Source organism: Bacillus sp. FSL R9-9530 (assembly GCF_038008145.1).
Lineage (GTDB): Bacteria > Bacillota > Bacilli > Bacillales > Bacillaceae_G > Bacillus_A > Bacillus_A mycoides.
Genome location: NZ_JBBOYO010000001.1, coordinates 5,415,777 through 5,432,382 on the forward strand (window position 1 = coordinate 5,415,777; position 16,606 = coordinate 5,432,382).

Here is a 16,606-nt window from a genome sequence, read left to right on the forward strand (position 1 = left end):
AAAATGGGAGAGTTCACAAAAGAACCTGGTGGTCATAAAGTTGCTGATCCTGGTATAGGTTGGCACAATGAACCAGGCGGTGGCGGTTGGAAATACAACTAAGAACCTGGGACGGGTATATAAGACAAAGGGGGATAACGAAATGAAAAGGTACATAAAAGAACCAGGTGGTTCAAAGATAATTTCTGATCCAGGAACAGGTATAGGGATTTTTGACCCAGGACCTGGTGGAGGATATACAACTGATCCAGGTGGTGGATGGCGAAAAGAACCAGGAGGCTTGAGAAAATGAGAAGAGATAACTTTGATCCAGGCGGTCTAGGTGGAAGTCAATTGAAGTATGATCCGAATCCGGGCGGAGGATATACCAAAGACCCCGGTGGTGGAATGGGTATGTATGATCCTGGTGTAGGCGGAGGATACATGAAAGACCCTGGAACGGGAATATAAAAAAGAGAGCGTAATGCTCTCTTTTTTTAGTTGGCAAAAATATGCTGTTTTTTACTGTTGCGATTGGAAATGATTTCTTCTAAAATCAAATCATAACAACTCTTTTTTTTCGTTTAAAAACTGTGTGTAAAATTTGAGTTGTTTACAGAACTGTTCTCGTTGGGATTCATCCAGGCCTGCGAAAACCGTTTGAATCTCATCGAGAACATCTTCTAATTGCTTTTCACTTGTCGTGAATTTTCGACCCATTAGTGTATCGACAGAGATATCAAAGAATGACGCGATACGATCTAATGATTCCAGGTCGGGTTCATTAAAATTTGTTTCTAGATTACTGATTTGACTTCGACTCAATTGAACTTTATTGCCAAATTCAGCTTGTGTTAAAGAACGATTGTTTCTAAACTTTTTTAAATTTTCTCCAAATGTATTCATGCCTTTATTATAAATAAGGCATTATTTTTAAACTATATATACCAAAAAATTTGGCTTAAGTATTGAAATGGCTTACTTTTTTGGTTTTTTAACAAAAAACAACTAGAACAAGTGTTCTTGAGGTGGTAAAATATTCTTAGTAAGAAAATGTACTTTTCTAAAAAAACTTTCTCAACATGATTTGACTATAATTGGAATGAACATTCTAAATCTTATGATAAACTGAGTTTAATAAAAAAGAATAAAAAAAGACCCACGGTGTTATAGATGTGAGACCGCACACCTATAACATTTACCCTAGCTTAGATAGGGAAAAATTTCCATGAGTCAATACATAGTATATCATACTTCGTAAGAGTAAATGAGAATTATGGTTCATTTTCCTATTGAGAAATAAGGGATGTGTTTGGGGTTCTTATCTGGGAGGGAATTTTAGAATGAAGAACTTTATGAAGAACTTACAAGAACATATCAATTATGCAAAATTTGATGTAAGTACATTAGCTAAAAAGGCAGATATAGATAGGACCAATCTTAATAGGATATTAAACGGAAAAATTAAAGAAATGAAGTTAGAGTCATTCTTATTAATTGCTCCAGACTTGTATCCAAACTGGACAGATTGTAGAAGGAAAATTAAAGATTTTATAATGGTTTGTGAGAGTGACTTAAACATAAAAAAGGCACTTTCTTACTGTCAAACGGTCGGTGAATATCAATTAATGAAGAAGTTAATAAAAAAACATATTAACAGTGAAAAAAAAGGGAAAATAAACAGATACCTCCAATTGTACGATTTATATAATCAAAGAAATTCATGTAAGTTAGAAGGGGAAGAGTTACAGGGGGAATTAAATGAATTATCTTATTCAAAAAATGCAGATTACCAAATAGTGGTAGATATGTTGCATGGATTTGCATTGTATGATAGTAGCAATTTTATGGCTATGGTTCCGTATTCTAAAAAAATTGATCAAAACTTACCCTTTGTAGAAAATTCATTTATAAGAAAACATTTAGATTTACAACATGAGGATCGCAAATCTCACATAAATTTGTTTAGCAATAATATAAAAGAATGTAGGGAAACATGTAATAACATTATAAAGGATGCTCCAGAAAATTCAGTTATAAAAGCAAAAGCATTGAGTTGTTTAGCAGAGTCTTTTATATTTGAAAATCCTTTGCAGGCAGAAATGTACTTTTTAGAAAGTTTAAAGCTAATTAAAAAATTAGGTATTACTGCTTATAGTAAGTTATTTCGTGCGGTACACAGCACGCTAGCATTTTTACGAATTGAATATGGAATGAATTTAGATGAAATAGAATGGGAATTTGTAGGTAAAGCAGAAAAAGCTTTCTATGATGCAAAATATGGAACAGGAATGAAAGCTAGATTCTATTTCGATAATTTAAAAAAACAAGGAAAAACTTTGACTGCATTTAAATTATATTATTTATTTTATGTGGATGGTAATGATATAATGGTTCTTAAAGAGGCATTAGAAAAATTTGCAAATAATGGAAATGTATTCTATTCAAATCTAGTTACACGTGTTTTAATTAAAGAGGGAGTGAAGTAGGTTGAAGAAATTTATTCTTACTATGGTATGTGTTTTAGGATTACTAGGGGCGGTTGGACAAAATAAAGATACTTCACAAGCACATTCGAGCAAAGCAGAAACAACATATTATATGGTTGATCCAGGAACTCATTAAAAATAATAATTATATTTTTCAAGACGCTACTAAAAAGTAGCGTCTTGAGTGCTTTTTAGGGGATATGCATTTTTAAAATCTATTACAAAAATGCACAGTATGTTAATCGAATCACATAGTTATTGGGATGGAGGAGTTAGTATTGTTAAAAGGAAGCGAAGATAAAATAAAATCCATGGTTACATATTTATTAGGAGATACAGTAGCAAAACATGACACTCGTCATGCATTGGAAGAGTTACATAAACGAGGACTCATTACTGATAATGAATTAAGCGAAATAAAATATCTTATGAATATAAAAAAAGGGCTAGCCTCATGCTAATCCTTTTTTTCTTGCTTTAACATTCTTTGGATAGCTATTTCTAAAAGTGCTTTGACGCTTTCAATCTCATCCGGAGATAACTTTCTTCCATCCCAATGCAATTCATCACTTTCAAAAATTTCTTTTATGTTATTGCTACTTTTATTTTGCAATTCACTATTGCCTAATAAGTAATCAACAGGAACTGCGAAAAATCCAGCCAATTTTTCTATTGTTTCTCTAGATGGCATTCTGGTACCTTTTTCATATTTAGATATTATTTGTTTACCGACACCTATTTTTTCACCTAACTTTTCTTGAGTCAGCTTTTTCTCTTTTCTTAACTCAAATATTTTGTCCCCGATGACATTCATCTACAACATCCTTTCCGTTCTACTTATAAAAAAGTATCTAGTCTAAATGTAACAACCAGTAGCCTTTATGGCAACGCAAAAATAAAAAATAAATTTTTAAAAATAACATGTTGCCTTGTTGGCTACTTTTGGTTATACTAAATTTAGAAGTTGAAGGTGGTGACTTAAAATGCTAAATACACAACGAATTAAATCTTTAAGGCAAGAAAACGGACACTCTTTAGAATTTGTATCAAATGTTTTAGGTCTGAAGTATAAGCGTTCGTATCATAATGTTGAAAAAGGTGATTCAGGGTTATCGGTAGAAAAATTAAAAAAGCTTTCTGAACTTTATGATGTATCGATTGACGAATTAATAAAGTGAAGAGAATTTTTTTTGCTAACCAAGTAGCCTTGATGGCTACTTGGTTAGGGCGACACCAAATAACAGTATTCCCGAAATTTAAATAATAAATGAATTGGAGTGAAAATCATGTATCAAATTCCACAGCTTCCGTTCTCACTAAAAGCAGAGGACGTGCAAAAATTCTTAAACATTTCTCGTTCATCGGCATACGCGCTAATGAAGCGAAAAGATTTCCCAGCAATCACAATCGGTAAAAGTAGACGTGTAAAGGCAGAAGATTTTCTTAAATGGTTCGAAGCGCAAAAAGAAGAATCTAACGTTGGTTAAAAATACGCTTAATCTTTTTAATAAAATGAACATTTGAAAAATAAAGGAGGTGATTTTATGGAAGATACAATTTCAGGGGAGATTTTCATATTAATTATGGTTTTAATTGCATGGTTATTTTACAAAACATACGAGCCGATTAAACAATGGGCTTGGAGTGATGTAGAACAAAAGGAAAAGACCCAATGCAATGGGTCTCTTTAGAAAAAACACTTGTTATTAGTATATCACGGAAAGTAGTGAAATAGTACATGCACTTAGTTCATTATCAAGTGCTATTACCTAATAAGTTCTGGGAATTAGCAAAAAGCAAAGAAGAATTAAAACAGATGATTGAGCAATACTCCAGTGTTGGTTATCCACATTATGATGTTCAACGAATTATCAAAAGCGGACAAGCACATATAGCAGTTTGCATAAGGAGGTAAGGACTATGTCTGAAGTAAAAGTGAAATGGATTAAACTTTCAACAACGATGTTTGAGGATGAAAAAATACGTCTAATTGAGAGCATGCCTGAAGCTGATACATTATTAATCATTTGGATTAAGTTGTTAGCTCAAGCTGGTAAAACAAATGCAAGTGGGTATATTTTTTTAAACGAGAATATCCCATATACGGAAGATATGCTAGCAACACTTTTTAATCGACCACTAAATACAGTTCGGATGGCATTAAGTGTATTTCAAAAATTCGGGATGATTGATATTGACGAAAACCACTATATCAATGTCATTAATTGGGGAAACCATCAGAATCTAGACCGTTTAGAAAAGATTAAGGAAGACACTAGAAAACGCGTAGCGGCACACCGAGAAAGAAAAAAACAACATACGCTTAGCTGTAACGTTACATGTAACGATGGCGTAACGGACATAGATAAAGATTTAGATAAAGATTTAGATAAAGAAAGAAAAAAAGAATATAGTCCTGAAAAATCTCAGGACATCGTTCAATCTATTCCGTATCAAGAAATTGTTGATTATTTCAACATGAAAGCAAAAACCAATTATAAACATACATCTAAAAAAACACAGGACCTAATTAAAGCAAGATGGAAAGAAGGGTTCAGATTAACTCATTTCCAACGGGTAATTGACAACAAGACGTCACAATGGATTGATAATACGGAAATGAGTGGCTATTTGAGACCAATCACATTATTTGGAACTAAATTCGAAAGTTATTTAAATGAGAAACCTGTAAAACGAAAAGGAACAATTAAAGGAGGTTCGACTCATGGAAGCTCTAAACCAAGTGATGACGAGGCTTTTGAATACATCGGCTTGTGATGATAGGGAAGAAGGTTATGAATGCCCTGATTGTAAAACATTTATACTTGCTGTTTCTGTAGATGTACCAGAGCTGAAGATAAAACGAAAAGTGTTTCCTACATGTGAATGTGTGGTAGCTAGGGAAGAAGCTAGAATTCGTGAAGCACAAAACTTTGCTAAAAAGCGTGAGATTGACAAGTTGTTTAGTATCAGTAATCTTGGTGAACGGTTTAAGAAGTCAACATTCGAAGCTTTTAGGGAAAGAGAAGGTTCTGTAACAGCTGGTCAAATCGCACAAAAATATGTGAATGAATTTAAGAAATGGAATGGCGAATCACTCATGATTTGGGGCGAACCAGGTAATGGGAAAACACATTTAGCGGCAGCGATTGCAAACGAGCTTACAAAGCAAGGATTTATTGTTGTATTTCAAAGTGTACCAGAGTTGTTGCAACGTATTCGAAGTACATTTAATAGCGATAACAAAGAAAATGAAACACAAATTATGCGGGCTCTTTTAGAGTGTGACTTACTCATTCTAGATGATATTGGTGCGGAAAAAACTACAGAGTGGGTAGAAGAAAAGCTATTTAATGTAATTGATGGTCGGTACCGAAAAGAATTACCAACATTATATACAAGTAATTTACAACCAAAAGAATTACAAGAACAAGTAGGGAAACGTTCTTATGATCGCATGGTTGAAACAAGTTTAACGCTTGAAAACAAAGCAACAAGTTATCGTCGGGAAATTGCGAAACAAAGATTACGAGCTTTTGGAGGGTGAGGATATGAATAATATATTAGTTAATAAAAAGCGAGCTTTCATGGATTTTCTTTTAAGAAACATTCTTTCGAAAGGCGAGGAAGGTTATCGACTTTTATATACATTTAATAAATATGAACGTTTCACAGAAAGGGTCCAATTTGTTGAAGATGCTAAGGCGTATCCATATGGAATTAAAATTTCAGAAGTATCTTTAGGGAATGCCGAGTTCTTATTTTATAAACTGGATGAAATTGTTACAAGGAGCTTCAGTGCATTTGAACATTTTGATGAAAATAAAGAGGAGCCTATTTATATTCAAATAAACTTTACGGGGAAATACGACAATAAATTATATCTGGAATTAGTTGAAGATGATTGTACGTTAACACCTTATCTTAATGAGGAAGATCATGCCGAGATTGATCGATTGATTAAGCACCAACTTATCAATTTTGCACTTGATACAAAAAATGAAGAAATGTTTCGTGAACTAGTTTCAAATTAAGGGGGAGTTAATGATGAAAAATACAGGTGTTGCAAGAAAAGTAGATGAGCTAGGGCGTGTAGTAATTCCAGTTGAGTTACGCAGAACTTTGGGAATTGCTGAAGGTACAGCACTAGACTTTCATGTTGATGGGGAAAACATCGTTTTAAGAAAATATGAAAAATCATGCCTTGTAACAGGTGAAGTTTCTGAATCAAACATGGAGTTGCTGGGTGGTCGAATATTTTTGAGCAAGCAAGGCGCAAGTGATTTACTGGACCTTCTTGAAAAGAGAGTGAAGGTAAATGCCTAAACAGCTCAATATTTTCGATGTAGAGCCGGAAATTTGTCAGTTTGATGTAATGAAAGCAAATGTGAAGAAAGGAACTGGACGCACTACATACGCTGATGTACGCGTCCAAGTTCCCCAAAATGCAAAATGTACAGATGAGTTGCCACGTAAAACGAATCCAGATGAACGTTATGAATTATTTGAACAGTATGCAATAGCAATTTGGCGATATGAGCGATCAATTGATAGCTCTTGTAATTGGGAAACAGCAGAGGAATTGTGTAAGGCAGCACGAGATAAAAAGGAAGATATTCCAGTAAGGATTTATTTAGGAAGTGGTTTCAAGCCTGATGTTGTTGAGTACTTGAAGTGAGAAAAAGGGAGAGGGACATATGAAGAAAGAGATTGATGTAACAAACAATAAACTTCTTGTGGTAAAGGATGGTGAAGTCCTTTCATTTAATCCACCAGCAAGCGGTTTTGGTGAACAAGTTGTAATTTGGGTTAACGGTAAGGTGGGTCATGTTAAAACTACTTCTAATGAAATGATAAAGTAATTAGCTTTTAAAAGGAGTGTATGAAATGTCGGCTTTTAAAGTTCATGTTGCTTTAGAAGAAGTGGATTTCTTATGGGATCAAAGAGAGGTATTCCAATTTCGGGAACTTTGGAATAGTAACTGTACTCTTTTAGAGATTTCCAAAAGGTTTAAAAGAAAGCAAATAGAAGTAGCAGCACTTATTGTAGATCAAGTTGATAAGTTTAAAATCCATAATCGGAAAATGGGTTTAGGAGAAATTGGTGACAGGAGTATTCGGAATAAAAAGAAAGAAGAAATACCTCCATACGTCTATATTGCTTTAGAAGAAGTAGATTTTATATGGAATGAAGACGATATAGAACGTTTTAAGGATTTATGGAAAAAAAGATTCAGTATTGAGGATATAGCTAACAGATTGGGAAGGCATCAAATTGAATTAGCGACATTAATACTAGATCAGTTCGGTTTAGAATACATGCTTAATTGTTTACTAGAAACGGAAAATAGAGTTGCTTAATTAAATCGGTGAGGGAGCGAATGAAAATGAACTTAACTAAAATATTCGGAATGCAAAAGGTATTAGATACAAGAATTGTCAAGGAGCATGGATTGGAAGGCCAAAATTTATTTTACAACATGATCCTTGCTTTACAGGTTGAAATTGGAGAGCTTGCAAATGAAACAAGATGCTTTAAGCATTGGAGCAATAAAGGTCCTAGTGAAAAAGAAGTCATTTTAATGGAATATGTAGATGGATTTCATTTTATAGCTTCATTAGGGAACAGCATCGGATTTAATCCTAATGAATATAGCCTGAAATTATTAGAACATAATGCAAACATTTATACAGCAAGTACGTTAGTCAATCAATTTAACAATGTATATGAAGCTGTATCGGAATTTCGCGCTACTCAAGATATGGAACTTTATGAAGAATTATTATACTCCTTCTTAGGATTAGGTAAGAAATTAGGATTCATATTTGAAGAAATTGAGCAAGGTTATTGCAAAAAGAATGATGTGAACCACCAACGCCAGGATAACGGATATTAAGACCAAATTTGAATTTTGTTAAAAAGGGAGAGATGGGTAATGAGATTTGGAATTTATTTAGGTGGAGAATTAATGGAGGATTACGATGATATTTTAAAAGCATATGAGGATGCCATTTATGTAACAAAAGAAACAGGTATTCCACATGAAGTGAAAATTATTAAATCAGAACAAAACTAAATAAAAGCGTTATTTGGTTGGAAAGGGATGGGGAAAATGAGACATACAAGAAATAGACAATTAGCTAAATTGCATAACGAACCTATGTGGTTTTGGAATAAAGAAGGTACTGATGATATTCGTTCGCAAAGACTCTGGTTGAAGATGGGGATACAACCTAAATTAGATCCAACGTTTGAGCGGGAAAGGGAAATGAATAGAGTCCAATGGTCGTATGTAAATAGAAATACTCACACAACTAGATTTGCACTACTCAAATATCCAGAAGGTACAGGAAAATAAAACTTAATAAAATAGTTATTTGAGAGAAATGAGGTGTTCCGATGATATTAGATCCACCCGAATTATATCGACATAAAGAATATGGAGCAGTCGTTCAATTATTAGAAATTAATGCTAACGATTGGTATTGCTGGGTCAAATATTCAGACGGTGTTGTAAGACCAATATCAGAGGATATTTTCTTCAGAGATTTCGAAAAGATTTAAACAAAATTCTTATTTTAAAAAGAAGGGGATAATGAGAGATGTCTAATATCGAAAAAGCAAAAGAAATGTGGAAACAAGGTCCGATTGAAATAAATGCGGTTGATAAGAATGGCGAAGCTTTAAAACAATATGATTCTATAATAGCGCATGATGACTGTGAATGGAGAGTCGGATGTATTGTATATAGTGCCATTGATAATAATTTTGTTGCTCATTTCGAAGATAGCTGGATTTCTTTTGATGGTTTAAATGAAGTTGAAAAATTGAATGATGTAATTGCTTGTGAAGTACTTGGATGGGAAAAGATAGAAACTCATTGGGGGAAAGATGGAAAAGCATTTCATGATATGCCAATTAAAGATTTTAATGCTATCAATTATGCGTCAATCGTCTTGGATCAGCTAAATGAAAATGGTCGTGACGTAAGAGTTAAAACTGAAAATGGTTATTGGCAAGTTAATATAGATAACAATGATTATATTGTTGAAGAAATGTTCGGTATTGCTGTTTGTGTAGCAGCTATAAATGCTGTTAGAGGAAATTGAGACAAAATCTTTATTTAAATGCAAAAAGTCCTAGAGGGGACTAGGACTTTTTGCATAATAAATCTATCTGTTTTAAAAGGACGTGCTAAATGTAACATATGAATGTTTCAAAAATGTAACAAAAAAGTGAACAAAATCGTTATTTTATCTTAAATAAAAAAGAGCACACATATAAGTGTGCTCTCAAATGAGAAAGGTAGAATGCTATGAATGGAAAGCTTCCATACAATAACATATGCTTGTCCGGTTTAAATGTGAGAAGTTTTTATTAAAAACGCTATTTTAGTAGGAGAAGATTTCTTTTAAAAGGGCCTGTAGTGAGGGCAGGCCCTTTTGGGAAAAAAGTTAATAGTAAAGTTTACGTTGAAGCTACTTTTATAATACAAAATAAAATTCATTAATTCTATATGTTGAATGTTGAGAAAAGAATTTTATGTGTTTAATAAAAACTTCATTTTAGAGTAAAGGGGAGTTGGGTAATGGAATTAAAGGAGTACGCCATTTATAAAGGTGAATCGCTAATATGTATTGGAACTGTACAGGAGTGCGCTCAATATTTGGGCGTACTTCCTAGGACAATACTCTTTTATAAAACACCAGCTTATAGAAAGAGAGTGGCCAGCAGAAAGAAAGCTCGTAATTATTTAACTGTTACGGTACTTGAGGAGGATGAGTGATGAGAGTCGATAAAACATTATCAGAATTGTGGCACCTTAGAGGTAATACAGATGGACCAATAACTTGTGAAGAGTTCAAAAAAGAAGCTAAGGATACAGCGTATATGGCCATAAGCACGATACAAAAGTTACAGAGAAGAATAAGTGAACTTGAATTAGAAAACGATCAATTAAAAGGTGTAAATAAGTTTTCTTAATAAAAATTTCATTTTGTAGAAAAGGGGAATGGATATGATGAAGGTATTTAAAATGAATGATTGTGATTGGGTTTGTGCCGAAACAGAAGAGCAGGCAAAAGAGTTTTATAAAAATGAATGTGGTTTTAATGATGATGAAATCAATGAATATTTTGAAGGGGAAGTAAGCTTACGAGAAAAAATGCACATATTGGCTGATGATCTACCTTTAGAAGAACAAAAGAAGTGCCAAATAATGATTCATAGAGGCAGAGAGCTACATGTATTAAAAACATTTGAGTGGGTAATTAAAAATGAAAATATTACAAGTCCGTGTGTTATAGCTTCAACAGAATATTAAAGAGCAGCTAGCAAAAGCTAACTGCTCTCCAGAAAAGCATTAAGAAGGAAGTTCAGAACTCAAGTGCATTTATAGTATGGACAAGATCCAGGAATTTATTCGAGGGGGAATTGATATGAAATACGGAGTTTATTTAGGCGGAGAAGTAATGGAAACCCATAATGATTATTTTAAGGCGTGTGAAGAGGCGCAACAGTTAACAAGAGATACGGGTGCAGTTCATTGGGCTATGCCGATTAAAGAAGAAGCTAAGTGGGATGAGCAAAGAGTTAAAGCGTACATTAGATATGTAGAAAATAGCGAAAAGAAAATAATGAAGTTAGAAAGTGATTATATAAATGCGCAGAAATAACTTCGAGGGATTTTAGAGCGTATTGAGAGTGAAAAAAGAAGCAAGGAGAACTCGCAAAAAGAATTGTACGTTCATGGCGGTTGGATGTTATATGACGGCGAATGGATTGAAGTGAACAAGCAATAAAAGAGCAGTTAGCTTTTGCTAGCTGCTCGGTCCTCCAAGGGGGAACAAGGAGAAAGATAACCATGTGTCTACAGTATTGACGGAATATTGAGTTTTATTCAGGGGGTAGAGGGAAATGAACAGGGCATACATTCTCGAACTGTTTGATGAAGATACAGACGATTGGGGGATATATGGAGTATTTATGAGTTATGAGGTGGCGGAAATGAAAGGGACAGAATTAGTATTTAGTAAGAAGAACAATTATTACAGTTTTTTGGTTTCGGATTACCCGCTATTTTAATACAAAATAATCCTTTGAATAGAAAGTGAGGTTAAAAGAATGGAAGGTAACGTAAAACTATTAGGCGTAGACGGAATGTGTGGAATGGAGTTTATAGGGAATAAGGTCAATGTTTATAACGATGAAGGACACGTAATGGAGAGTATGACAACAAGGGAGCATGTTCAGGAAGTTATTGATTTCCTTGAAGAGTGCAAAGGACAAATGGAATAGAAAGTGAGGTTAGGAGAATGGCTAATTTAAAGAAAAGAAAAATTAGAAAAGCTATCGCGCGTCGCACAAAGGCAGTAGAGAAATATCAAGTCGATAACGCTTGGAGAAATATTTTTGTGAAAGCTGGAATAATAAAATAACAGTACTGGAGGGATAGAAAATGAATAGTAAACAGTTTTTTGGAATGTATTGGGCTCTTTACTTAATCATCATGTTTGTGACCTTTAGTAATGCGAAAAGCTTCATACAAGCTGGAATCATTATGGTACTTGTAATTTTGATTTCGGAAGTTGATCATAGATATGGATTTTATAAGGGGTGCAAGAAAGCTAAAAGCAAATAAATATAGTCCGGCTAGAAAACTAGAGGACACCAATTCATTAAAACAGTAATTAAAACTGTTTTAGGAATAGGTGTCCTTTTTATTTTGAAAAGGGAGATGGGGAAATGAAGGGGTTAAAGGATCAGTTACGTGAATGGAAAAAGCAATCGAATCAAGCAAAGAAGAAAAAGAAGAAAAAACGAAAAGAGAAATTTAGCACTCGTGACATTGAAGATTTAATGGGGATGCATAGACCTTGTTATGAACGAAGACGTGGAGCAATAAGACAAAAGTAATTTAAAAATAAAAAGGAGTGGTCTTACATGACTAAACAATTATCTTTCTTACCAAAAATCGATAGAACAGCGACACAAGAGGAATTAGAAGGTGTGTTGGAAAGCATACGTATACATAGACAATTTGGGATGATGCGTAAAGAAATGAAAGTCACTCCTTCTTATGAAATACGTGAGCACGGTCCTACACATACAGTTGGAAAACCATTAGAAGATGTTGCTTTAGCAAATATCCAACAAAGTAAACGAGAAGAGTGGCTTGAAAGAATGTCAGTACGTATTGATCAGTTTCTAAATCGATTAGGGAACGGACGTGCAGGAAGTATTCAAAGAGATATTATTTATAAGCGTTATTTAGAAGAAGAGGACGTATGTGATTACATGGTTTACAACGAAATAGGAATGTCAGAGCGTACTTATCGACGTTGGAAATCTAAAGCATTTTATAAGCTTGCTTTTGCACTTGGATTAGAAGTTTACGAGACAGAAGAGACTGGAGGTAATGAATAATGAATTTTGTTCAGCCAATACGTGATCCAGAAGAAATACAGCAGCTAAAAGATTATTTTAAAGAAAAGAGCTTACGTAATTACATTCTCTTCATTATGGGAATCAATACAGGTCTCAGAATATCAGATATTTTGAAATTAAAAGTAGGAGATGTCAAAGGCAGTCATATCTCCATGAGGGAGAAGAAAACAGGGAAACAGAAACGAATACAAATTACTGCAGCACTGAAAAGAGAACTTAAATGGTTCATTGAAGAAAGAGAAGACAATGAATATCTATTGCAAAGTAGACAAGGAATGAATCGTCCTATTGGTCGTAGCATGGCATATAAGATATTAAGCATAGCAGCGGCAGAATTCGGATTAGATGAGATAGGCACACACACCTTGAGAAAAACGTACGGGTATCATATGTACATGCAAACGAAAAACATAGCATTACTTATGGAAATATTCAATCACTCGTCAGAGAAGGTCACGTTACGTTATATAGGTGTAAATCAAGATGCAATGGATAAAGCAATGACTAGATTTAAAATCTAAGCATTGCTTTTTTCTTTTAAACACATACAGTTACTCATAAATTTCGTACTGTGTAACTCAAAAGAGAAAGTATTATGAAATCAATGATAGCAAGGGATTTTTGGAACGGGTCAGTTACACACAATATAAGATATGGGTAAGTCATACTATTAATCTAATAATGTAATTTGTTAGAATTAAACAATAAGGAGGTGATGATATGAAGACGTATATTGTGAACAACTTATTTGTAAAAGGATTAGATGAAGAGATTCAATTTGATAGAGCTTACTTATATGTACATAAAGCTGGTTCTGTAAGTTGGAGTTTAGAAATTGATGAAGTGGAGCAAATTGATGCTTTTGTTCAAGCGATTAGAAACAAAGAGCACTTGAACATTACTTTCTCTGCTGAGTACATGAATGGATTATCAGGTAATGTAATGGTCAAAAGAGTGATGAATGATTCTGTTGAATTAAAAGGATCAGGTGAATTAAAGGGATTTAATGACTAATGAAATAAGTGGCAGAGTCGTGACCGCTTTTTGGCAGTAAATGTGCCGGTTGTTTTGGAATTCACGTGATATATTTGTATTGTGAGAAGTGGCGGAAAACACAACTCACTATGTTGTTTCTAAAATTCTAAACGGCTTCATAATGACGGCACATAAAATCCGAAACCAGCAGATGGTACTGATTGAATGTTACCGTTAATAAGGAGAGCTTTTGCTCTTCTTTGAGCTAACAACATCCTAGGTAGACAGAATCAGGAGAACCTGATAAGTTTTCCGATGGTGTCTGTCGCGGTTGTTAGCTGAAAGAAGAATAAAACTTCATTTACCGTAATCGAATTACAAATTAATAATTGATATCAAGGCATCCATCGGGGTGCTTTTTATTTTGGAGGAGGATGAATGATGAGTGAACATAAATTAACGATAGAAAAGAAAAATAGTATTTCCTTTAGACCAACATTCCCACATAAGATTGACGGAAGTAAAATCAAATCGTTAGAAGATGTAATTAAGATTTTAAAGTTGATGGATATTCGTTTGGATGATAAAGCGGTAAAGGGTCTTGAGCATTTAATTGAAAAGGATGATGAAGGATGAGTGAAAAGAAAAGTGCATTATCAGTAAAGGTAGAAGTTGATACAAAAGAAGCGAACGAAAACATTAAAGAATTAACTGCTGCGGTTAATGAATGTGTGGAAGCATTTGAAAATTTAGAAAAGGTTATGGATAAGTTTACGAATAAAAGCGAAACGGTCGAATGGTTTTGTGAAGATAAATTAATAGACCGAAAGGAAGTTTCAGATAAGGAGTGAGGATAGATGCAAGTCTACTGTTCCAACTGTAATAGAGATTACAATATGCAACCGCAAGTAGCACAGCTTCCTAATCGTATTGAGAAGTGTTACTTCACCTGTCCTCATTGTGGTCATGAACATGTTGCTGCATATGTGAACGATAAGATTCGTAAGCATCAAGCAGATATAGCGAAGTGTCATGAACGGATTAATAAAAAGAATCTTGCTATCGAGGATGAGATGAAACGATTGAGGAAGAGGATAGAAGGTACTAAGTAAAGGAGTGAAGCGAAATGGTAATGAAGAAAGCTGAACTTATTGAGAAGAAACTTAAAGAAGGTTTGCTAAGTATTAATAAAGCAAGAACATTGCAAGGGTTAGATCCTATTGAATTAGATCCATGCAAACAGTTTTTTAAGAAGCTAGAGAGTAAATCAAATCAAGAGCAAGAACCGTTATTAACAATTACATTAACAGATATAGATGCTATTCCAATAGTTCATTACAAAGGTAAACAGATAGATAGAAAGTTACGTGTTGCATTTGATTGGAAAACAAAGTCGGTTGATAAGATTGATATGACATACATTCATATTGAACATGTACCAGTTGATAACAAGCGTTTAAATACCGAGATCATTCAACATAATCATCCAATTATAAATAAGGAGTGGAAGTGAAATGAAAGGTTATAAAGAAACAATTAGACACTTGCCAGAACTCAGTCGAGTTATAGAAGCTTTAGAGAAATTAAATAAAGAGTATACCATTACAAAGCGTACAAAGATATACGGAGAAGATACTGAGCATCCAAATGTTGTGAGCGTCTGGGATGTTGAAGAGAAGACACAGTAATATGTAGGTGATACACATGCCAAGTAAACCATTCAAGCCGTGCAAGTCGTTAGGCTGCAATGAACTGACACGGGATACGTATTGCATCAAGCATCAAGATAAAGTACAGGAGATCACAAGATACTATGACAAACACATACGGAACAAAAGCTCACGTTCATTCTACAACTCAAGATTGTGGAAGGATATGCGTGAGTTTATTTATCGTAGAGATCATGGTCTATGTGTTCAATGTAGAAGCAATGACATCATTAAGATAGGTGATGTAGTCGATCACATCATACCTATTCGAGTGGATTGGTCAAAACGATTAGAACCATCTAATTTACAAACACTCTGTCATGCTTGTCATAACAAGAAAACAAAAGAAGACGAGAAGAAAAACAGAAAATGATTCGAAAGAAAAAATTCATAAACAACCCCCCACCATGAAAAAGCAAAAGGCGACTCCCTGGAGACCGCCGCTTAGCTTTCTGTGCAAAAATTTCGTTTTATTCCATAAAAGGGGGTTCGGCTGAAGGAGGTGGTTCTCATTGGAAGAAAAGCTAAACCGATTCATCTACATTTATTAGAAGGAAATACAAGTCGACTAACAAAAGAAGAAATCGATCAAAGGTTAGCGGCTGAAAAAAAGTTACAAGCAAAAAAGGATAAAGTAAAACCCCCCACATGGTTAGATTCAGTTGCTAAGAGAGAGTTCAAACGAATTGCAGGTGAATTATTAGAGTTGGATGTCATTACAAACATAGATGTAAATGCACTAGCAACTTATTGTGATGCTTTTTCTGACTATGTTGAATGCACCAAGATTATTCGAGAAGAAGGACTACTTGTTGAGTATACCAATAAAGCGGCTGAAACCAATAAAGTGCCACATCCATTACTTACAAAGAAGAAGCAATTACATGAGCAAATGAAGGCTTTGGCTGTTGAGTTTGGTCTTACACCAAGTGCAAGAGCAAAAATTGTAATTCCAAATATAAAACAAGGTCCGAAAACTAACGTAGAAAAGGAGTTTGACGTATAAC

The 16,606-nt window shown here is 34.1% G+C and carries 41 protein-coding genes; 39 read left to right on the plus strand and 2 right to left on the minus strand.

The genetic code is table 11. The features are described 5' to 3' along the window. The first annotated feature begins 142 nt into the window (after nt 1–142). Both MKX66_RS27695 and MKX66_RS27700 read left to right on the plus strand, forming a co-directional pair. On the plus strand, nt 143–292 hold the full coding sequence (locus MKX66_RS27695) for a hypothetical protein (protein WP_341087517.1): 150 nt from the start codon (nt 143–145) through the stop codon (nt 290–292). Further along, a complete protein-coding gene (locus MKX66_RS27700; RefSeq protein WP_341087518.1) occupies nt 289–450 on the plus strand; it encodes a hypothetical protein in 162 nt (53 codons plus the stop codon). Before MKX66_RS27695 ends, MKX66_RS27700 begins: the two co-directional genes overlap by 4 nt. Before the next feature lie 90 nt (nt 451–540). On the opposite strand, the gene MKX66_RS27705 is transcribed toward MKX66_RS27700, so the two are convergent. Continuing rightward, complete coding sequence (locus MKX66_RS27705) at nt 541–885, minus strand: helix-turn-helix domain-containing protein (RefSeq protein WP_002138090.1); 345 nt, start codon at nt 883–885, stop codon at nt 541–543. Nucleotides 886–1,322: 437 nt separating this feature from the next. Between MKX66_RS27705 and MKX66_RS27710 the strand changes: the two genes are divergently transcribed. The 3 genes from MKX66_RS27710 (at nt 1,323) to MKX66_RS27720 (ending at nt 2,929) form a co-directional block, all read left to right on the plus strand. Beyond that, on the plus strand, nt 1,323–2,468 hold the full coding sequence (locus MKX66_RS27710) for an AimR family lysis-lysogeny pheromone receptor (protein WP_341087520.1): 1,146 nt from the start codon (nt 1,323–1,325) through the stop codon (nt 2,466–2,468). 22 nt (nt 2,469–2,490) lie between these two features. Further along, nucleotides 2,491–2,604, plus strand: a complete 114-nt coding sequence (locus MKX66_RS27715) for an ABC transporter ATP-binding protein (RefSeq protein ID WP_341087523.1) — start codon at nt 2,491–2,493, stop codon at nt 2,602–2,604. A gap of 127 nt (nt 2,605–2,731) precedes the next feature. Then, a complete protein-coding gene (locus tag MKX66_RS27720; protein WP_445662210.1) occupies nt 2,732–2,929 on the plus strand; it encodes a hypothetical protein in 198 nt (65 codons plus the stop codon). Here MKX66_RS27720 and MKX66_RS27725 read toward each other — a convergent pair. Beyond that, on the minus strand, nt 2,926–3,282 hold the full coding sequence (locus tag MKX66_RS27725; RefSeq protein WP_002138085.1) for a helix-turn-helix domain-containing protein: 357 nt from the start codon (nt 3,280–3,282) through the stop codon (nt 2,926–2,928). The genes MKX66_RS27720 and MKX66_RS27725 overlap by 4 nt on opposite strands. A 169-nt stretch (nt 3,283–3,451) precedes the next feature. Here MKX66_RS27725 and MKX66_RS27730 point away from each other — a divergent pair, with 169 nt between their 5' ends. From MKX66_RS27730 to MKX66_RS27895, 34 genes are all read left to right on the plus strand, one after another. Continuing rightward, entirely contained in the window at nt 3,452–3,646 is a 195-nt protein-coding gene (locus tag MKX66_RS27730; protein WP_002138084.1) for a helix-turn-helix domain-containing protein, read from the plus strand. A gap of 108 nt (nt 3,647–3,754) precedes the next feature. Next, a complete protein-coding gene (locus tag MKX66_RS27735) occupies nt 3,755–3,955 on the plus strand; it encodes a helix-turn-helix domain-containing protein (RefSeq protein WP_341087526.1) in 201 nt (66 codons plus the stop codon). Between the two features lie 57 nt (nt 3,956–4,012). Next, nucleotides 4,013–4,159, plus strand: a complete 147-nt coding sequence (locus MKX66_RS27740) for a hypothetical protein (RefSeq protein ID WP_002138079.1) — start codon at nt 4,013–4,015, stop codon at nt 4,157–4,159. Nucleotides 4,160–4,388: 229 nt separating this feature from the next. Beyond that, nucleotides 4,389–5,246: a phage replisome organizer N-terminal domain-containing protein gene (locus tag MKX66_RS27745; protein ID WP_341087528.1), complete on the plus strand. Its 858-nt coding sequence runs from the start codon at nt 4,389–4,391 to the stop codon at nt 5,244–5,246. Continuing rightward, complete coding sequence (locus MKX66_RS27750) at nt 5,194–6,015, plus strand: ATP-binding protein (protein ID WP_341087529.1); 822 nt, start codon at nt 5,194–5,196, stop codon at nt 6,013–6,015. Before MKX66_RS27745 ends, MKX66_RS27750 begins: the two co-directional genes overlap by 53 nt. Before the next feature lie 4 nt (nt 6,016–6,019). Further along, entirely contained in the window at nt 6,020–6,502 is a 483-nt protein-coding gene (locus MKX66_RS27755) for a YpiB family protein (protein WP_341087532.1), read from the plus strand. A gap of 13 nt (nt 6,503–6,515) precedes the next feature. Next, nucleotides 6,516–6,794, plus strand: coding sequence for an AbrB/MazE/SpoVT family DNA-binding domain-containing protein (locus MKX66_RS27760; RefSeq protein ID WP_341087533.1), 279 nt, complete (start codon nt 6,516–6,518; stop codon nt 6,792–6,794). After that, nucleotides 6,787–7,146 carry a cell division protein SepF gene (locus MKX66_RS27765; protein WP_341087535.1) on the plus strand — a complete coding sequence of 120 codons (360 nt, stop codon included), beginning with the start codon at nt 6,787–6,789 and terminating at the stop codon, nt 7,144–7,146. Before MKX66_RS27760 ends, MKX66_RS27765 begins: the two co-directional genes overlap by 8 nt. A gap of 19 nt (nt 7,147–7,165) precedes the next feature. Beyond that, nucleotides 7,166–7,330, plus strand: coding sequence for a DUF3954 domain-containing protein (locus tag MKX66_RS27770; RefSeq protein WP_098804750.1), 165 nt, complete (start codon nt 7,166–7,168; stop codon nt 7,328–7,330). A gap of 25 nt (nt 7,331–7,355) precedes the next feature. Next, nucleotides 7,356–7,829, plus strand: a complete 474-nt coding sequence (locus MKX66_RS27775) for a sugar ABC transporter substrate-binding protein (RefSeq protein ID WP_341087537.1) — start codon at nt 7,356–7,358, stop codon at nt 7,827–7,829. A gap of 20 nt (nt 7,830–7,849) precedes the next feature. Further along, a complete protein-coding gene (locus MKX66_RS27780) occupies nt 7,850–8,365 on the plus strand; it encodes a dUTP diphosphatase (RefSeq protein WP_341087539.1) in 516 nt (171 codons plus the stop codon). Between the two features lie 39 nt (nt 8,366–8,404). After that, nucleotides 8,405–8,545: a hypothetical protein gene (locus tag MKX66_RS27785; RefSeq protein ID WP_098204559.1), complete on the plus strand. Its 141-nt coding sequence runs from the start codon at nt 8,405–8,407 to the stop codon at nt 8,543–8,545. Between the two features lie 36 nt (nt 8,546–8,581). Then, nucleotides 8,582–8,827 carry a hypothetical protein gene (locus MKX66_RS27790; protein WP_341087540.1) on the plus strand — a complete coding sequence of 82 codons (246 nt, stop codon included), beginning with the start codon at nt 8,582–8,584 and terminating at the stop codon, nt 8,825–8,827. Between the two features lie 41 nt (nt 8,828–8,868). Then, nucleotides 8,869–9,033, plus strand: a complete 165-nt coding sequence (locus tag MKX66_RS27795; RefSeq protein WP_341087541.1) for a hypothetical protein — start codon at nt 8,869–8,871, stop codon at nt 9,031–9,033. 38 nt (nt 9,034–9,071) lie between these two features. Then, nucleotides 9,072–9,578, plus strand: coding sequence for a BC1872 family protein (locus MKX66_RS27800; RefSeq protein ID WP_341087543.1), 507 nt, complete (start codon nt 9,072–9,074; stop codon nt 9,576–9,578). A gap of 479 nt (nt 9,579–10,057) precedes the next feature. Further along, nucleotides 10,058–10,255 (plus strand): hypothetical protein, encoded by a 198-nt coding sequence (locus MKX66_RS27805; protein ID WP_341087546.1) that lies wholly within the window; start codon nt 10,058–10,060, stop codon nt 10,253–10,255. Further along, nucleotides 10,255–10,452: a hypothetical protein gene (locus MKX66_RS27810; RefSeq protein WP_341087548.1), complete on the plus strand. Its 198-nt coding sequence runs from the start codon at nt 10,255–10,257 to the stop codon at nt 10,450–10,452. The genes MKX66_RS27805 and MKX66_RS27810 overlap by 1 nt, the downstream gene beginning before the upstream one ends. A gap of 34 nt (nt 10,453–10,486) precedes the next feature. Beyond that, nucleotides 10,487–10,792 carry a hypothetical protein gene (locus MKX66_RS27815; protein WP_341087550.1) on the plus strand — a complete coding sequence of 102 codons (306 nt, stop codon included), beginning with the start codon at nt 10,487–10,489 and terminating at the stop codon, nt 10,790–10,792. Between the two features lie 115 nt (nt 10,793–10,907). Next, the gene (locus tag MKX66_RS27820) at nt 10,908–11,144 is read left to right on the plus strand and encodes a hypothetical protein (RefSeq protein ID WP_341087552.1); all 237 of its coding nucleotides are present in this window, start codon (nt 10,908–10,910) and stop codon (nt 11,142–11,144) included. A 241-nt stretch (nt 11,145–11,385) separates the two neighbouring features. Further along, nucleotides 11,386–11,553: a hypothetical protein gene (locus MKX66_RS27825; protein WP_341087554.1), complete on the plus strand. Its 168-nt coding sequence runs from the start codon at nt 11,386–11,388 to the stop codon at nt 11,551–11,553. Between the two features lie 39 nt (nt 11,554–11,592). Beyond that, the gene (locus MKX66_RS27830; RefSeq protein WP_341087556.1) at nt 11,593–11,766 is read left to right on the plus strand and encodes a hypothetical protein; all 174 of its coding nucleotides are present in this window, start codon (nt 11,593–11,595) and stop codon (nt 11,764–11,766) included. A 17-nt stretch (nt 11,767–11,783) separates the two neighbouring features. Next, entirely contained in the window at nt 11,784–11,906 is a 123-nt protein-coding gene (locus tag MKX66_RS27835; protein WP_341087558.1) for a DUF3983 domain-containing protein, read from the plus strand. A 20-nt stretch (nt 11,907–11,926) separates the two neighbouring features. Continuing rightward, nucleotides 11,927–12,109, plus strand: a complete 183-nt coding sequence (locus MKX66_RS27840) for a hypothetical protein (protein ID WP_214933894.1) — start codon at nt 11,927–11,929, stop codon at nt 12,107–12,109. Between the two features lie 104 nt (nt 12,110–12,213). Next, nucleotides 12,214–12,384: a hypothetical protein gene (locus tag MKX66_RS27845; RefSeq protein ID WP_098949026.1), complete on the plus strand. Its 171-nt coding sequence runs from the start codon at nt 12,214–12,216 to the stop codon at nt 12,382–12,384. 27 nt (nt 12,385–12,411) lie between these two features. Then, nucleotides 12,412–12,894, plus strand: coding sequence for an ArpU family phage packaging/lysis transcriptional regulator (locus tag MKX66_RS27850; protein WP_214933893.1), 483 nt, complete (start codon nt 12,412–12,414; stop codon nt 12,892–12,894). After that, complete coding sequence (locus MKX66_RS27855) at nt 12,894–13,436, plus strand: site-specific integrase (protein WP_341087562.1); 543 nt, start codon at nt 12,894–12,896, stop codon at nt 13,434–13,436. The genes MKX66_RS27850 and MKX66_RS27855 overlap by 1 nt, the downstream gene beginning before the upstream one ends. A 199-nt stretch (nt 13,437–13,635) precedes the next feature. Next, complete coding sequence (locus tag MKX66_RS27860) at nt 13,636–13,929, plus strand: hypothetical protein (RefSeq protein ID WP_341087563.1); 294 nt, start codon at nt 13,636–13,638, stop codon at nt 13,927–13,929. Between the two features lie 402 nt (nt 13,930–14,331). After that, entirely contained in the window at nt 14,332–14,526 is a 195-nt protein-coding gene (locus MKX66_RS27865; RefSeq protein WP_341087565.1) for a hypothetical protein, read from the plus strand. After that, nucleotides 14,523–14,741, plus strand: a complete 219-nt coding sequence (locus MKX66_RS27870) for a hypothetical protein (RefSeq protein ID WP_341087567.1) — start codon at nt 14,523–14,525, stop codon at nt 14,739–14,741. The genes MKX66_RS27865 and MKX66_RS27870 overlap by 4 nt, the downstream gene beginning before the upstream one ends. 6 nt (nt 14,742–14,747) lie before the next feature. Further along, on the plus strand, nt 14,748–15,002 hold the full coding sequence (locus MKX66_RS27875; protein ID WP_341087569.1) for a hypothetical protein: 255 nt from the start codon (nt 14,748–14,750) through the stop codon (nt 15,000–15,002). A gap of 14 nt (nt 15,003–15,016) precedes the next feature. After that, nucleotides 15,017–15,403, plus strand: coding sequence for a hypothetical protein (locus MKX66_RS27880; protein WP_341087570.1), 387 nt, complete (start codon nt 15,017–15,019; stop codon nt 15,401–15,403). Nucleotide 15,404: 1 nt separating this feature from the next. Next, nucleotides 15,405–15,578, plus strand: a complete 174-nt coding sequence (locus MKX66_RS27885; protein ID WP_341087571.1) for a hypothetical protein — start codon at nt 15,405–15,407, stop codon at nt 15,576–15,578. 16 nt (nt 15,579–15,594) lie between these two features. Next, nucleotides 15,595–15,972: an HNH endonuclease gene (locus tag MKX66_RS27890; RefSeq protein WP_341087573.1), complete on the plus strand. Its 378-nt coding sequence runs from the start codon at nt 15,595–15,597 to the stop codon at nt 15,970–15,972. Nucleotides 15,973–16,101: 129 nt separating this feature from the next. Continuing rightward, on the plus strand, nt 16,102–16,605 hold the full coding sequence (locus tag MKX66_RS27895) for a phage terminase small subunit P27 family (protein ID WP_061675010.1): 504 nt from the start codon (nt 16,102–16,104) through the stop codon (nt 16,603–16,605). Nucleotide 16,606: the final 1 nt, after the last annotated feature.

Coding starts and splice junctions, on each gene's coding strand:
- MKX66_RS27760 (WP_341087533.1), top strand. CDS start 6,516: ATGAAAAATACAGGTGTTGCAAGAAAAGTAGATGAGCTAGGGCGTGTA.
- MKX66_RS27830 (WP_341087556.1), top strand. CDS start 11,593: ATGGAAGGTAACGTAAAACTATTAGGCGTAGACGGAATGTGTGGAATG.
- MKX66_RS27875 (WP_341087569.1), top strand. CDS start 14,748: ATGCAAGTCTACTGTTCCAACTGTAATAGAGATTACAATATGCAACCG.
- MKX66_RS27845 (WP_098949026.1), top strand. CDS start 12,214: ATGAAGGGGTTAAAGGATCAGTTACGTGAATGGAAAAAGCAATCGAAT.
- MKX66_RS27730 (WP_002138084.1), top strand. CDS start 3,452: ATGCTAAATACACAACGAATTAAATCTTTAAGGCAAGAAAACGGACAC.
- MKX66_RS27805 (WP_341087546.1), top strand. CDS start 10,058: ATGGAATTAAAGGAGTACGCCATTTATAAAGGTGAATCGCTAATATGT.
- MKX66_RS27880 (WP_341087570.1), top strand. CDS start 15,017: ATGGTAATGAAGAAAGCTGAACTTATTGAGAAGAAACTTAAAGAAGGT.
- MKX66_RS27740 (WP_002138079.1), top strand. CDS start 4,013: ATGGAAGATACAATTTCAGGGGAGATTTTCATATTAATTATGGTTTTA.
- MKX66_RS27720 (WP_445662210.1), top strand. CDS start 2,732: ATGGAGGAGTTAGTATTGTTAAAAGGAAGCGAAGATAAAATAAAATCC.
- MKX66_RS27885 (WP_341087571.1), top strand. CDS start 15,405: ATGAAAGGTTATAAAGAAACAATTAGACACTTGCCAGAACTCAGTCGA.
- MKX66_RS27780 (WP_341087539.1), top strand. CDS start 7,850: ATGAAAATGAACTTAACTAAAATATTCGGAATGCAAAAGGTATTAGAT.
- MKX66_RS27890 (WP_341087573.1), top strand. CDS start 15,595: ATGCCAAGTAAACCATTCAAGCCGTGCAAGTCGTTAGGCTGCAATGAA.
- MKX66_RS27860 (WP_341087563.1), top strand. CDS start 13,636: ATGAAGACGTATATTGTGAACAACTTATTTGTAAAAGGATTAGATGAA.
- MKX66_RS27735 (WP_341087526.1), top strand. CDS start 3,755: ATGTATCAAATTCCACAGCTTCCGTTCTCACTAAAAGCAGAGGACGTG.
- MKX66_RS27825 (WP_341087554.1), top strand. CDS start 11,386: ATGAACAGGGCATACATTCTCGAACTGTTTGATGAAGATACAGACGAT.
- MKX66_RS27695 (WP_341087517.1), top strand. CDS start 143: ATGAAAAGGTACATAAAAGAACCAGGTGGTTCAAAGATAATTTCTGAT.
- MKX66_RS27800 (WP_341087543.1), top strand. CDS start 9,072: ATGTCTAATATCGAAAAAGCAAAAGAAATGTGGAAACAAGGTCCGATT.
- MKX66_RS27815 (WP_341087550.1), top strand. CDS start 10,487: ATGATGAAGGTATTTAAAATGAATGATTGTGATTGGGTTTGTGCCGAA.
- MKX66_RS27790 (WP_341087540.1), top strand. CDS start 8,582: ATGAGACATACAAGAAATAGACAATTAGCTAAATTGCATAACGAACCT.
- MKX66_RS27775 (WP_341087537.1), top strand. CDS start 7,356: ATGTCGGCTTTTAAAGTTCATGTTGCTTTAGAAGAAGTGGATTTCTTA.
- MKX66_RS27785 (WP_098204559.1), top strand. CDS start 8,405: ATGAGATTTGGAATTTATTTAGGTGGAGAATTAATGGAGGATTACGAT.
- MKX66_RS27840 (WP_214933894.1), top strand. CDS start 11,927: ATGAATAGTAAACAGTTTTTTGGAATGTATTGGGCTCTTTACTTAATC.
- MKX66_RS27745 (WP_341087528.1), top strand. CDS start 4,389: ATGTCTGAAGTAAAAGTGAAATGGATTAAACTTTCAACAACGATGTTT.
- MKX66_RS27765 (WP_341087535.1), top strand. CDS start 6,787: ATGCCTAAACAGCTCAATATTTTCGATGTAGAGCCGGAAATTTGTCAG.
- MKX66_RS27835 (WP_341087558.1), top strand. CDS start 11,784: ATGGCTAATTTAAAGAAAAGAAAAATTAGAAAAGCTATCGCGCGTCGC.
- MKX66_RS27770 (WP_098804750.1), top strand. CDS start 7,166: ATGAAGAAAGAGATTGATGTAACAAACAATAAACTTCTTGTGGTAAAG.
- MKX66_RS27820 (WP_341087552.1), top strand. CDS start 10,908: ATGAAATACGGAGTTTATTTAGGCGGAGAAGTAATGGAAACCCATAAT.
- MKX66_RS27855 (WP_341087562.1), top strand. CDS start 12,894: ATGAATTTTGTTCAGCCAATACGTGATCCAGAAGAAATACAGCAGCTA.
- MKX66_RS27705 (WP_002138090.1), bottom strand. CDS start 885: ATGAATACATTTGGAGAAAATTTAAAAAAGTTTAGAAACAATCGTTCT.
- MKX66_RS27850 (WP_214933893.1), top strand. CDS start 12,412: ATGACTAAACAATTATCTTTCTTACCAAAAATCGATAGAACAGCGACA.
- MKX66_RS27725 (WP_002138085.1), bottom strand. CDS start 3,282: ATGAATGTCATCGGGGACAAAATATTTGAGTTAAGAAAAGAGAAAAAG.
- MKX66_RS27750 (WP_341087529.1), top strand. CDS start 5,194: ATGGAAGCTCTAAACCAAGTGATGACGAGGCTTTTGAATACATCGGCT.
- MKX66_RS27700 (WP_341087518.1), top strand. CDS start 289: ATGAGAAGAGATAACTTTGATCCAGGCGGTCTAGGTGGAAGTCAATTG.
- MKX66_RS27795 (WP_341087541.1), top strand. CDS start 8,869: ATGATATTAGATCCACCCGAATTATATCGACATAAAGAATATGGAGCA.
- MKX66_RS27755 (WP_341087532.1), top strand. CDS start 6,020: ATGAATAATATATTAGTTAATAAAAAGCGAGCTTTCATGGATTTTCTT.
- MKX66_RS27865 (WP_341087565.1), top strand. CDS start 14,332: ATGAGTGAACATAAATTAACGATAGAAAAGAAAAATAGTATTTCCTTT.
- MKX66_RS27710 (WP_341087520.1), top strand. CDS start 1,323: ATGAAGAACTTTATGAAGAACTTACAAGAACATATCAATTATGCAAAA.
- MKX66_RS27715 (WP_341087523.1), top strand. CDS start 2,491: ATGGTATGTGTTTTAGGATTACTAGGGGCGGTTGGACAAAATAAAGAT.
- MKX66_RS27810 (WP_341087548.1), top strand. CDS start 10,255: ATGAGAGTCGATAAAACATTATCAGAATTGTGGCACCTTAGAGGTAAT.
- MKX66_RS27870 (WP_341087567.1), top strand. CDS start 14,523: ATGAGTGAAAAGAAAAGTGCATTATCAGTAAAGGTAGAAGTTGATACA.